Genomic DNA, 13,672 nt, shown 5'->3' with positions numbered 1-13,672 from the left:
CCGTTATTTCTTTAGCAGAACGCGGTATTCCTGATTGAGTTCTGAGAGGAGTCTCTGTGTAGCTTCCACGATCACACTTCATTTGGATAGATCTGAAGTGGTTCCCGTCCGACTCGGTTACCTTCGGCAAACTGCTTGACCTGTATTGCGAGTTTTCCGTTATCATTTTCCGCATAAACATCAACTCCAAAATCGTGCGTTCCTTCTGTGACTTCTACATCATAGCCTTCCGCCGCAAAGAGAGCGCCAATCAGTTCCTCAAACTCTTTCCAATCAAATTTATACAGGTCATCTTTCTCCCAGTAGTTATCTAGCATCCGCTCACGGTGTTTGTCAAGTGGCTTGAGTCTCTGAGGATAGCGTTCTTCAAGAGCCTGCGTAATTTCAGACTCCCACTGGTCTACATCCACTGTTGGGTGTTTCTTGTTTTTCTCAATGAAGTCGGCGAGGGTTTTTGCTGTGGTAATCAATTCCAAATTCTCAGAAACTATTTTTTCTGTTAATGCTTGTGATTTTAGATCACTGAGAATTTCATTATGAATCTCTCTACTTGTAGGGAGTAACAAGTCTTGATCCACCGTTTCGAGTTGAGACAACAAGGGAATAACATCGTTGATGAGGTTAGTGTGAGAGATCGTCTCTTGTGGCGATTCCATAGGCTTATTTAACCTCAAAATATCGCGCAATTCTTCTTTAGTCGAGACCATCAAGGTATCCTCCTGCTCAATACTGTCTAATACATTGACAAATTTGGCATAAGCATCGACAGGTGCTTTTGTATATTGGGTATAATTTCCTGATAAAATATGGTCACTTAATTCAATGATATCTTGTGTTTTATATGTTTCTTCTGGGTTACTTACGTGGATATCAAATAGCCGTTTTATTTGAGTGAACTTATTGAGTGTTGTGTTCATATCCTGACTGTTATTTATAGACGACAACTCATTATCCACGGTTCCCTGTAGTTCGCCGTATGCTTCGATATCTTGGTCACCCCGTAGAGTATGATAAGCATTCATAGCCCCGAAATAAGCCTCCACAAGGTTGACGAGAGTTTCAATCCGGCTAATCTTATCCGATAATTCGTCTATGGTACTCGGAGTTGGGGGGACAAGCTGGCGCTCTTTGAGATGGCTTTCTAATTTGTCCCCATCTGCTATTTTAGAATATTGCTGATAACAGTCAAATGCGTTAGAAAGCCGCTCAACATCTTTTTCGAGGGATTCCTCCGAACTATACGAAAGTGGATCGAAATCTGCAACAAGTGAATTTAGGCTATCTTGTGATAAGTTAGTAGAAATATTCTTGTTTAATTCAATGTATTTATTATATACTCCGGCTGATTTAAAAAGATAGGATAATCTCTTTTCAACCGGATCAGATGATGCAGTAAGATATTTTAAACGATGAGTCGATGGAATATCTGTCTCAGAGACCATAACCAGATCATTCATCGACGAGAATATTTTACTATATTCTTGTTGGATAAGCTCTATCCTCTGATTTAAATGGCCGTATGTGGCATTTTTCTTATAATATCTGCGACTATACCAAGCGATAATCACTACAACTATTCCAAGGGTCAGTGGCCAAACAGTAAGTAGAAAATCATACACAAATAGGATTGCCCGAAAAAGTGCAGCAACTATAACTGCGGCAATGAAAATTACAATAATAATGGCAATGAGTGGCCACATCTTATGTTGCTATATGTCAATTAGAATCAATCGTAATAAGTATTATTCGCGTATTTATTAATATTATCCCTCTTACCGAAGCCAGCGAAACAATGATATCTGTGCCGAAATTGGGAGATCGAACTGTGCAAAATATAGAGCGTGTAGCCGTCACGAGAGCTACGTTATTTTCTTCATCTGAGTTCCAAGTTAACATGTTACCTTCAAAGCAGAGTGCGTACATTATTACCAAGTTCGCTAGCATCGGAGGTGATGTTTCTGTAACTACTGTTATTTATTTGGGACGGCCTTCACGGTCAACGTTGACTACGACAGTATCCCTGCACACCCTATACTAGACGATAATCCACCAATTTCAGATGGATTTTATGTACCCTCGAATACACCTATGTAAAAATGGGTAATTCATCAGACGATACATATACGCTAGAGGAGGCCAAAGAAGAGATCGGAATCCTTCGGCATGTCGAAGATGCCGTCATTGAAGCGATTGAGAATGCCGCCAATGAAGATGTCCTCTCATACCTCATTGAAGACAAAGAGCTTGATATCACCCATGACGGCAAACGCGGCCTCGGAAAAGTTCGTCAGGCTGTACTAGAGTCAGGGCTCGCATCAGATCGGCTAAAGCGCCTCGTGAGTCTTCGGGGTGATGATACGCCTGAAGACATCTTGGTCCCTGAGGACGTTGTACGAAACGCCAAAGTTGCGCTCGAAGCAGGAAAACCCGTTGTACTCTATGGACCGACGGGGACGGGAAAAACAACGTTCGCAAAGCAATTGGCCCGAGAAACGGGAATCGGATACTCACTCCATACCGCGACGCCATCATGGACCCCCTCGGACATCATTGGCGGAATTAGTCCCGACTACACTGGTGAATCGCTAAGCTATCGGACCAAACTCGGCTGTGTTTCGGAGGGTGTTCAACGCGCTCGCCGGTTCGATGTACAGTACGGTGTCATTCTCGACGAGATTACTCGGGCTGACATCTCGAAGATTTTCGGGCCGCTCTACACTGCCATCGAAAACCCGAATCAGACAATTTTCGAGACCGATGAGGGGGAGACAATCGAACTCGATGAGCGAGTAAATATCATCTGTACGATGAACATGTCCGATCGTACAGTGAACGAACTCGACAACGCGATCACCCGGCGGTTCGCCATGATCGAGTTAGACGAATACGAAGCAGACAAACGACGACAGCTGTTCAGAGACTGGCTCGATACACACGTCACGGGACAGACGGATATCGACGACGGTGAATTGCTCCGCCTCTTCGAACGAGACTACGAAGGGATCAACCATGGAAACGAATCGACAGCACGGGGTGCGATTATGCGGTTCGGACCAATGCATTATCGTGATGTCGCTGTCTTCGTCGGCGTCGCTTGTCGAGAAGGCGGGGAATACGAGTATGACCCGACAGATTCGGTTGGACAAGCCTTCCGGACCTATATTGTCCCCCGGCTGTTGAACTCAGCGGCGTTCCCACAGGTAGAGCGAATTACCGAACACTACCGGGCACTGAATGACGAATTCAAGGAATTCGACCTCGCCCCGGCAGCTAAGCTCGCTGAACGCGAACTTGAACAGGAAAGACGGCAGATGGGGTCCTACGAGTAATGAGTCGCATCGACGAAGTGTATCAGTATGGGCAGGATACGTTCAACATTCCCGAACGAGGAGAGATTCGGATCGAGGACTGTCCGTCAACCATCACTGATCAACTTCGTCGCGCATCATTCACACAAGAGAGCCCTGGTGTGTTCACAAAGAGTCAAGATGCTCTCGACTCCGACCAGCAGTACGACGTTGTCACAGTAACTGTGGAAGATGATGATGGCGACATCATCCACGTCTCCGCGACGGATATCGTCGGAGCAGTCAGTTTGACTCCGTCATCGAAGGTGACGATCACTCCAAAAATCGACTGGGGACCGATTTTCGACATGCTCCTGGCAGTGTATGATCAGAATCGGTCGATCGACTACCACGGGATTCCACTTCAGGACTTCCTCTCTGACGATATCGAACTCGATGACGTGCTTGTCGTAATGGCGATTAATTACTTGGAGGGGCTTGAGACTATCCAACGCAACGGCTACATCCGGGATCTGATTCTCCGACGGACCAACAGTCTAGAGGGTCGAGGAGAGATCGACGTCGAGCAAACCCTTCTGAACCACGCGCGTGGGACTGTTGAGCCAAATTGGATACGAAACGAAACAGAGTACAACAACGCAGCGAACTCGTTACTCCACTATGCAGGGAAGACGCTGCTCCGGCTATTCCGACAGAATGCCTCGGATTACGACCATCCCGGCTACGATCGCATCTTCTCGGAGGTTCATCGGGAGATCGAACGGTTGGAAGCCATGGGTGTTGACAGCGGGTTAAGCCGTATCGACGAGTATCGGCGCATCACTCTCGGTGACTTGCCGAAACAACGCCAATACTACCGAAAGGCGTTCGACGTCGCAAAGGCAGTGTTGTCGTCGTCGCTCGGTCAGCAGCTCAAGGACGGGCCTCGGGAGTTGGTCGTGGACTACGTCCTTAACATGGAGTCACTGTTCGAGCAGTACTCACAGGTGGTGATCGAGCGCGAACTCTCGTATATCAAGTCCTACGACCACTTTGATTCGCTCGCCAATGTCAAGGCTGCATCCTCACCGTCGGTAAATCCGTTCGAGGGAGAGAACAAGATCAGTCACCAGCCCGACCACGCTCTCCAACAGGGCGATGAAACTATCGCTGTCCTCGACTCCAAATACTACGCGGAAGGCCACGATCCCGTTAAGGAGTCTCCGTCCCGGTCGCGGTTGTTCAGCTACGCCTACCTCCTGCACGCCGACAAACTCGCATTCCTGTGTCCGTTGCTCGAACCGCGACGCCGCCGAGTTACACAAACCGGCGCAGAGTTGGAGATCGTCTCACCAACAGGCGACTTCTCGCTAGACAAGTATGACGAAGTCGTACACAAATACCTCCATAGCGTTCTCGTAGAGATCCACCCGGAACTCGAACCGTTCTACGCTATTGCAGAGAACAAACTGTGTTTAGATGGTGTGACCGAGAGCGATCTCAGCAAGGCGAGCGACGTGAGCGGTCCTTTTGCATTCCAAAATCCTCAAGATTTCTCACTTCAGGTGGTAAAAGCAGCAGCAGATGAACACTCGTACAACGTTCGGAATCGCTCCGATTTAGAACATGGTGGCGATTGGACACGGGAACAGATCGAAACACGATGTAGCCGACGTAACGAGTATACATGGACCTGTCTCCCTGTCTTCTATGAAAAAGACCACCAGGATTGGATCGATCTGTATTTCCTCAAGCGAGATACGGGAGAAGTCAAGAAAGAAGGACCATTGAAACTGCTGTAAGTGGACGCCTCAGAAGGGCGTAACAAGCCAGTTTCCGTCCTCTTTCCGTTCGATTTGTGGACCGAACACGTCCTGTAACGAGTGGAGCCGGTCATTGTAGCGGAGATCGAATGTTTTCCCCTGGCGATGGAACGATCCCTCAACGACGAACTGCACTGTCGGGTTCTGATACTCCAAATCGTTCGCCCGTCGATCCATCGCTGTCTTGAGGTCGGCTCGGAGTTCGTCGTCCGAGAGAGCCTCTTCAAGTCCGATTACGGAGACCTCTTCTGGGACATCGTCATTCTGAAGCCGTTTGGTAAACTCCTCGATCGGCATTCGGTGATCGAAGGTGTCGTACGTCCCCTCAATGACGAGATTGTAGCGGCCGGGGATGCGTCCGGGTTCTGCCATTGATTAATTTACAGTTTCACAGGATAAAAAACGGGTTGCTGTCGCCTAGTGAAATGAATTAGTTCCTCGTTTAGACGGAGGGGAGGAAGGGGGATGTCCCGAGTGTAAATCGCTGGGAAGGGAGACCCCCGTTCCACATGGAACGTGCCTTTGGTGGATTATTTCATCGAAGGGGGGGAGGGGGGTGCCCCGAGTGAAAATCGATAAGAAGGGCGACCCCCTCGTTCCACATGAAACACACCTTTTGGCGGGTTCTTCCCCCACTAAAACAGCGTCAAAACAACGTCTTAGCACGTATCCCGTCCATACACCCTCCTATCTCACTGATCTGTTTCGATTGCTCTTTAACGTTTAATATAACGTTTTCGATTAGTAATAGTAGTAGTAGCAGTAGTAGACAAACAGTAGTAAAGCAGAAGTGGGTTAAAACCGGTACAAACTGCTAACGAAGGCAGTACAGTAAATCTATTTATTTTGATAGTTAGACTAACGTGAGGTAAATATAAACCCGGGTTTATACGTAGTGTGTATTCATGGGATTGCTACCAACCCACCGTTTTTTCGCATGTTCACTCGGGACACCCCCCTCCCCCCGCCAAATATGATCTGATCACAGTGAGCGCACGGCAGTTATCGATCAATCACTACCTGACGACGTTCGAAGACGATTCCGGGCAGCGACACGATCGTGATGGCAGCATCCGCTGCGAGACAGTTATATGATCGGGTGTATATTGAGTTTTGTCAAAAATTGAATCACCGGCTAATAGCCTGAATCACCTGTCTACAACCATCTACACTCGGGAGACCCCCCTTCCCCCATACTACTCTAATATGAATTGAGGGCACACCGTCACAAAGAATACCGCTGCGTGGACTAGTCAGCGGAGCAGAACCGACACTCAGTAACTCGTGATGTCCCGATCGCCGAGCACGCGCGTATAGGCGTCATCACCGGTCACGTCCGCGAGCCGCCCGGCAAGCTCACGCAGATCGTCATCGACGCCCCACTTGTCAACGTAGTTTTGTACGGCCTGTCCCTTCTCGTATCGGTACCGGAGGAATTGGAGCTTGTCGAGATTCGAGAGGTGCTCATCACCGTTACCATTGGTTCGCTCTTGGATGTACGCCTGGCGCTTCTCATTGTCCCACTTGCCGAGTTCGAAGCCGTCGTCGGTGTTGTACAGGCACATTCCTTTGAGATCCTCTGGTGTGGCGTTGGTGCCGCGACAAAGCTTGTTAACGTCGTCAAACGACGGGCCGGGGCTATCGAGTAAGTCAATAAATACGTCTTCGACGCCAATGTCACTGGCCTCCTGAATGATTCCGTAGATTTCTTGGACGACCTCCTTCGCCGACATGATCTCGCCGTCGCGCTGTACCTTCCCGTGGTGCTTGGAGTACTCACGGAAACACGCGCCCATCTCCATCACACCGATGTCACCGCGGGAGAGATCACGGTTTTCCTCAAGTTGTCTGCGGGTCTGTCGAGCCGTACGGTAGATATCGCGGCGAAGCGACTTCCACGAGGCAGGCTCTGTGTCGTCGATCGGACGGGCGACAACAATAATGTCAAAAGAGACTGCTTCGCCGGAAATGAACTTATGTAAGTCAGCTGTTATCGGGTAGGTGGCTGTGACTTCGAACCCAACATTACACAGTGATTCGAGTAATTCACCCCACGATTCAGAGTCGCTGTGATGGTAGGTGAAAGTCAAGACGCCATCATCAACCAGGCTTTTGTGAACTACTTCAAACCCTTCTCTGAGTTCTATCTCAAAATCTTCTACATCTTTCCCCTCGGAAGGGTTCGAGACGATACTTTCAGTTCGAGGTGTGTAGTCGGGGCTAAACCACTCGTACTTGTTTTTTAGGAGTAGACGTAGCCAGACGTAAAAGAAGTCAGATACCTCCGAATAAATAATATTATCGTAGTACGGAGGGTCAGAAATGACCGCATCGAATTCGTTTTCGAAGTCAAGATTGCGCATATCGCCCTGCGAGAGTGAGAAGTTCTCGGCGATTCGTTGTGCAAACTCAGGTGTCTCTTTCTTTTCCCCACCGTCGACCCATCGTTCTGTAGGGCCACTAGCGTATTTGACGCCGTTAATTATCATATCCCATATAGATTGGAACGTTCCCATTCCATACTCTGTTCCCCAGACGTTCGCCTCTGCTGCTTCCTGTGGTACGTCAAAAGAATTTGTCTGAAAAATATCATTAATATGGTTATTCGAGTGTTGGTAACCAACCAGAAGGTTGTTGGTCCGGAGCATATCACTAAATGCGAGTAGAAGATACTCTCGAACATTCTCACTCTCAACCTCGCTTATCGACCGAAGAAGCTTCGAGAGACATAGAAGTTGTCGTGGGCTGTAGGCGTCGGTCCAATCTTCAAGCCCATGTTGAAACAGATCGTTTCCGCTAATAGATGAGGATTCGGTAATTGCTCCTCGTGCGATTCCGCTCTGAGGGACGAACTCTTTGAGGTCGTCCGCTTCGTTCCATTCCTTCCGGGCCCTTTGTGCGAGTTCACGATCAACCCTCTCTGCTCGCTTATAACCTTTCACTTCTGCCCGATTCCTTTCCTGTTCGTCACAGATACCGCAGTAATATTCAAGAGCGTATAGGCTGAGACCGTAGCCGTCTTGTTCTGCCACAGCATCAGTGACTGAATATTTTTGACCACAATCTGTACAGTGGTAATTCCCTCTCCCAACGTTTCCATCAGAGGGTTCGAAGGAGTTCCCACATTCGCTACAGACTGATTCGCTTTGCCAATCCTCAACATTGACAACTGACTCACAATCCGGACAGAAAACACTGTATGTCCCCTTGTTGTCCCCATATCGGCCTTTCCCAACGCGATAATCTTTGAATAATGGAACAGTATGGCCACAAGAAACGCAATCGAGTTCTCGTACCCAAAAGTTGTACATCACGTCCGCCTCGTGGTCGCCGTTCGGACAGGGCGTCTTGTAGTACTGTGTAATCTCGCCAGCGACGTTCTCTTTCACCTGCTCAAAGGCTTTCTCAAGTTCTTCGACGTTAGTCTGGCCAGCTTCGAGTTCCTTCTTTGTGACGAACCAAGCGACGGGATTTAGATCGTTTCCGACGACTTCCGCGCCGAAGCGGGATGCCTCAACGAGCGATGTGCCACCACCCATGAATGGATCGAGAATCTTCTTGTCCTCAATGCGAACGTCTTTCGGATAGAGCTCCCAGAGACTCTCCGGGTTGGACATGTCCACCCGTTCGAGCAGCGACGCAACGTCGAGATCAGACTTGCCGTCGGCGTCGTCACCGTAGGCCGCGAGCGTGCCGCCCTCGTGGCCTGGCTCGTAGACTGAGACCTTCTCCGGATCGTCGAGGAGGGTGTACAGAGAGATCGCACGGAAGACACAGCCCAAGCGTCGTGCCCACCACTTGTGCATCGTGTAGATGGGCCGGTAGTACATTTTCGCCCGGCCCTCTTTCTCGGCGATTTCGTTCACGCGCTCGATTGGGAACCCCCGCTCGATGGGGAGTTCCGTACGCTCGTGCCGTTCCTGCGAGGACCCAGATTGCTCAGACATGATTCAGTATGTGATATGGATTATTCAGGACCCTCATAAGTGTGCATTCTCAGTCGTCGGAATGGATTGTAGGGGCTCAGGTCTAAATCCGCAATTCGTCACACATTTCTTTCAGTTATGACTCTCAAGTCTAAATTGGAATTACACAATAGCCAGCTTTGATTCCCTTACTTTTGGAAGCTAATCTCGATTTTTAGACTCGACGCCTGGTCGGGCATTCGCTCAAACAAGTCCTGTACCTTGGTGTACTCCTGCTCGGATCGAAGCGTCAGACTGACTTGCGAGCGTTCGATGTCTGCCGTCCCTTGAAGCACGCTGGGAACACCCTCCCGCTCCGGAAGCATGAATGTCACATCGCCGTACTCGACAGTTCCGGTCTGGTGGTCCCGTCGCCACTTCCTGCGCATGGCGGCAACATCGTCGCCGTTGTACTCAAACCGCCATGTCTCTGAACCGACATCGGGGATCCGGAACGGATACCCCGGCACCCAATCCGACGACTTCTCGGACCCTGTTGGCCCGACGACGTACACTGGTTCCTCCTCACGGCCGAGGTTCTGCAGCAGGAATGTTTGTACCATGTCCTCCGTAACGGAGCTGTCGAACCGATCGGTGACCTTGGTCACGGTGAACTGGTCACCGGTATCAAGGTCGTTTAGATAGTCTAGAATCTGTTTGCCGATCCGGTCGGAAACAGTGGGAACGATCTTCACCGTCATCGGGTTCCGGTCGCCGAGAGAGTCCAAATACCGCCCGCCAGCTTCTAACACGTACTCGTCGATGAGGAATTCGTTCACTGCCTCGCGGGCTGCCGTCTCGGTTTCGTCTGGCGGGAGGAACACCGATTCGTCCGCGCGAATCTCGCCGATGATCGTTTCGAGGCTTGCGTATCCCTCTGCCTCGATTGCCTCTCCAATACGGTCGGCGAGATACGACCCGCCGACAGTCGTCGCGCTCCCGACATCCCGGAGTGTCGCGTCCGACTGTGGTTTATTGAGAATCTCGTTACCTCGAACGACCACGTACTGGTCCTCGCGGTTCAGTCGGCCGATGGCACGCATCACAACATCATGGCTGTCGCCATCAAGCCAGATCTCACCATCCTCAACCAGCTCTAACTCAAAGTCACCAATATCGAGCGCTGTGGTCCCGCTTCCGAATCGCTGTCGGAGTTCCTGCTCGACTTCATCCACGCCCCACACGTCCACGTCCTCTTTCCGGACCAAGACGGTATCAAGCGAACTGCCCGAGAGGTCGTCACGGAAGCCGCCAGAGTCACGAGCTAATACGGGCTTCCCATCGATGGCTTCCACAGTTGCGTTTAATACATCGTTTGCGCTTCCGGGAATCGGGAGTTCTGGGTCACGGAGAAACTGCTCGTACACGTCCTCGATCGAGATCTCACCGCGACGCTCGATCAGGTCCGACACTATGTGCCATACGTGAGTCTGCAGATCGAAAGGATCGGCCGCCGCAGAATCAGCTATATTTGAAGCATCGAGTTCCGGTCCATCGGAGATGTAGACATCAAGATCCATCGGTGCCGCGAGATTGAACTCTTGGAGTAGATTGTCACCGTCTAAAACTTCGCCATAGAGCAACTGCAACTCTTCACGGAGTTCGTTTATTTCCTGGTCCTTCATCGACTGAATCGACTCGCGGATTTCGTCATCAAGAGATTCGTCGGCGAGGACTTGACGGGCACCTTCGACATACCGTGCCTTATCGATATATCGAGTCCCGGATTCAATCGCCTTGTCACCGGATGGCTGCACGAACACGAGCGTGTTCCGCCACTCCCGTCCACGTTTATCATTCGTAATGACGCGCTTGACTTCTTCCTGTGTCCACTGGTCATCCTTCACAACGATCTTGATGTCGCGGTCGTCAGGGACGTCTCGGATATCGTCAGTTCGGAAACCAACAGGATACGCACTCGACCCGAAGATATCGGTGATGAAGTCGGCGACTTCGGCCTTCGCTGATCGCTCTGAGACATCGACTGCGGCATTGCGAATGAGTGCATTCGGGTTCTGACGATCCCGAATGGCGTATTTTCCGTTCAGCTTGTGGAGGTGCCAAGCGACGCCGTGTAGTCGTTCGAGGTTAAGTACAACGTCGGAAACAAGGCCCCCTGTTTGGTATGCCCCCATCACGATCTCCGAAACTCCCGCGCCTTCCCCCTCGCTCGGCTTCAGCGAGTATAGGAGAATCGTATTGAGAATGCGGCGACCGTGGGGAACATCGTCTTCATTTACCCGATTCTTGATGTCGCCGGTCGCAGCGTTCAGTCGTTCGTAATTGATCTTGGAGAGTTCGCCCTCAAACTCGATCGCATCGATATCTCCGTGGGTGATCAGGTTTGTCTGGTTCTGCATTTCGAGAAGAACTTTCGAGAAGAGATAGATCATCCCGCGCGTGTTCTGGTTCCCCTCATCAGCGTAGTATCGTGTCTCAAGCGCATCAAGGAGAACAGGATGGAACGGGTAGAGGTCGTGCATCTCTGAGAGAAGGTTGTCAGGCATGTTGACGTGATCTGACTGATCATAGGCGTCGAAGTACCCGTTCACGATCTCACGGGCGGCTGATTCGTCAGTGTCATCTATCAATCGGTGGTGGAGAACCTCCCGCTTGTCCACCTGGTTATTCATGTTGACCTCAACTGCCTGTTCCCGGTTCAGAATATCGTGAACTTCGGAGCCCTCACGGAGAACAGAGACGATAGTGTAAAGCTCTAAATCCGACAGTGCAGTGGATTCGAGTAAAGATTGGAGGAAAGCCTTGTTCGCGCTCTTGCGGTCACCTTGTAACGTATCGAACCAGTCCTCAAGCTCATCGACAAAGAATGCGACGGTGTCGTCGCCGACGGCGTCCTGAATCGTCTGCATGTCCGGGTAACCACCGGACTCGTATGTCCCAGGGTCGTAGCCAAGTGCATCAAAAAACGGCTCCCAGAGGTATTCGTACTGTTCGTTCTGTATAGCGACCGTAATCGGGATAGCCGACTCCGGAAGCGCTGATTCGAACCCCTCGATTTCCTCGGCCGCCCATGAACCTGCAGCAACGGGCTCGTTGAAACAATGGTACAACGCCACCATCTGGTGGGATTTTCCACTCCCATAGGGCCCGTAGAGAATGTGTGTACCACGAGGATCATCACCGGTCAGCGAATCGCGGAGGATCGATAAGGCCTCTCGAAGCCCTTGAGTCATTAATGTGCGATCAAAAAAGAGCTCGGCGTCAGACTCGAACTCGTTCTCGTCATCCACGTTGTAGAGTTTTACCTGCCCGTCTATCTGTCCGTCCTCTCGAAGCTCACGGCTGAGGGTAACCGTGTCCTCAAGAGTCTTAGACAGGGAGTGTGCTCCCGACATGTGTTGATATGTACATGAACTGCTACTACGTAGATAAAAACTATGATGACTAATTCCCTTGCCCGCTGAATGGATATTATATAGAATCAGGATGCCGCCTCCCGGATTTGAACCGGGGGCAGCTCTACGCTGTCGGGTGGTTTCCCCCGTACTGAGCTAAGGCGGCGCTCTCGGTGTCGCTCAAGCGTTTCGGTGGTAAGAAATGACCGAACGCGAGCTAGAACCCATATCACTGGGACGTGCGAAGGAGATGTATCTTGAGGCACGAAAACACGAAGTATCCGAGAGTACCCTCTCCGGGTATCATTACCGCCTCAAGCACTTCGTCCGGTGGTGTGTTGATGAAGCGAGCATAGACAATATGAACGAACTCACGGGGCGGAAACTCCAAGAGTTCAAAACGTGGCGTCGGGATGAGAACGGCCTGAAGCCCATCAAACTTCGGGGACAACTAGATGCGCTCCGTATCTTTCTGAGGTGGTGTGAGTCAATTGACGCCGTTGAGAAAGGGCTTCACGACAAGATTGTGATGCCGGTGCTGAAGAAGGATGATGAGCAAAGTGAAGAGATTCTTCGCTCAGAAGATGCCGAAAAAGTGCTTGCGTATCTCCGGCGTTTTGAGTACACATCACGGTGGCACGTCATCTTGGAACTTCTGTGGCACACGGGGATTCGCCTTGGGTCACTTTATTCACTATATGTGAGTGACTACGATAGCGAGAAGGAACGTCTTGAGATTCGTAATTGCCCGGATAGAGGAACTCCGCTAAAGAACGGGGAATGAAGGCGAGCGAATAGTCGCTCTAACTCCCGAAGTCTGCCGGATTATAGAGAATTGGATTGAACATCAACGCCCTGAAGCCACATATGAACACGGTCGGGAGCCACTCCTAACAAGTGTGCGCGGAAGACTAGCGAAATCCTGTATTCGAGATGCCGTCTACAGGGCGAGCCGCCCCTGTTACTACGGTGAAGAGTGTCCGCACGATAGGGATACAGATGAGTGTGAAGCGGCACAGTATGGGGATACAGCAAGTGTCCCTCAAATGTGAGTTCCCACGCGATACGACGCGGGAGCATTACCCGGCATCTATCTGAAGACGTCCCTGAGAAAGTTGTCTCACACCGAATGAACCTTGGGCAGGACGTGTTGGACAAGCACTACGACAAACGGACTGAGGAACAGAAGGTGGAAAACGACGCGGATATCTTGAGGAACTCTAACTCCCTCAACAGGGTAT

The 13,672-nt window shown here is 50.6% G+C and carries 7 protein-coding genes and 1 tRNA gene; 3 read left to right on the top strand and 5 right to left on the bottom strand.

Annotated features, from left to right (window positions below):
• Positions 1-71: 71 nt before the first annotated feature.
• A complete protein-coding gene (locus E5K03_RS11615) occupies positions 72-1,700 on the bottom strand; it encodes a restriction endonuclease (RefSeq protein WP_138007009.1) in 1,629 nt (542 codons plus the stop codon).
• A 396-nt stretch (positions 1,701-2,096) separates the two neighbouring features.
• Between E5K03_RS11615 and E5K03_RS11610 the strand changes: the two genes are divergently transcribed.
• Positions 2,097-3,329: an AAA family ATPase gene (locus E5K03_RS11610; protein ID WP_138007008.1), complete on the top strand. Its 1,233-nt coding sequence runs from the start codon at positions 2,097-2,099 to the stop codon at positions 3,327-3,329.
• Complete coding sequence (locus E5K03_RS11605) at positions 3,329-5,089, top strand: 5-methylcytosine restriction system specificity protein McrC (protein ID WP_138007007.1); 1,761 nt, start codon at positions 3,329-3,331, stop codon at positions 5,087-5,089. Before E5K03_RS11610 ends, E5K03_RS11605 begins: the two co-directional genes overlap by 1 nt.
• A gap of 9 nt (positions 5,090-5,098) precedes the next feature.
• On the opposite strand, the gene E5K03_RS11600 is transcribed toward E5K03_RS11605, so the two are convergent.
• From E5K03_RS11600 to E5K03_RS11585, 4 genes are all read right to left on the bottom strand, one after another.
• Entirely contained in the window at positions 5,099-5,482 is a 384-nt protein-coding gene (locus E5K03_RS11600) for a hypothetical protein (RefSeq protein ID WP_138007006.1), read from the bottom strand.
• 902 nt (positions 5,483-6,384) lie between these two features.
• Entirely contained in the window at positions 6,385-9,057 is a 2,673-nt protein-coding gene (locus E5K03_RS11595; RefSeq protein WP_138007005.1) for a DUF1156 domain-containing protein, read from the bottom strand.
• A gap of 167 nt (positions 9,058-9,224) precedes the next feature.
• Entirely contained in the window at positions 9,225-12,431 is a 3,207-nt protein-coding gene (locus E5K03_RS11590; protein WP_138007004.1) for a DUF499 domain-containing protein, read from the bottom strand.
• Between the two features lie 92 nt (positions 12,432-12,523).
• A tRNA-OTHER gene (locus E5K03_RS11585) sits at positions 12,524-12,597 on the bottom strand.
• Positions 12,598-12,633: 36 nt separating this feature from the next.
• Between E5K03_RS11585 and E5K03_RS17585 the strand changes: the two genes are divergently transcribed.
• Positions 12,634-13,215: a tyrosine-type recombinase/integrase gene (locus E5K03_RS17585; RefSeq protein WP_240730012.1), complete on the top strand. Its 582-nt coding sequence runs from the start codon at positions 12,634-12,636 to the stop codon at positions 13,213-13,215.
• The last annotated feature ends 457 nt before the right edge of the window (positions 13,216-13,672 follow it).

It is taken from the genome of Halalkalirubrum salinum (assembly GCF_005543295.1).
GTDB lineage: Archaea > Halobacteriota > Halobacteria > Halobacteriales > Haloferacaceae > Halalkalirubrum > Halalkalirubrum salinum.
This window is presented reverse-complemented; position numbering and strand designations above follow the sequence as displayed.

Bases quoted from the DNA above. Each gene is read 5' to 3' on its own strand.
- E5K03_RS11615 (WP_138007009.1), bottom strand. From the start codon at position 1,700: ATGTGGCCACTCATTGCCATTATTATTGTAATTTTCATTGCCGCAGTT.
- E5K03_RS11610 (WP_138007008.1), top strand. From the start codon at position 2,097: ATGGGTAATTCATCAGACGATACATATACGCTAGAGGAGGCCAAAGAA.
- E5K03_RS11605 (WP_138007007.1), top strand. From the start codon at position 3,329: ATGAGTCGCATCGACGAAGTGTATCAGTATGGGCAGGATACGTTCAAC.
- E5K03_RS11600 (WP_138007006.1), bottom strand. From the start codon at position 5,482: ATGGCAGAACCCGGACGCATCCCCGGCCGCTACAATCTCGTCATTGAG.
- E5K03_RS11595 (WP_138007005.1), bottom strand. From the start codon at position 9,057: ATGTCTGAGCAATCTGGGTCCTCGCAGGAACGGCACGAGCGTACGGAA.
- E5K03_RS11590 (WP_138007004.1), bottom strand. From the start codon at position 12,431: ATGTCGGGAGCACACTCCCTGTCTAAGACTCTTGAGGACACGGTTACC.
- E5K03_RS17585 (WP_240730012.1), top strand. From the start codon at position 12,634: ATGACCGAACGCGAGCTAGAACCCATATCACTGGGACGTGCGAAGGAG.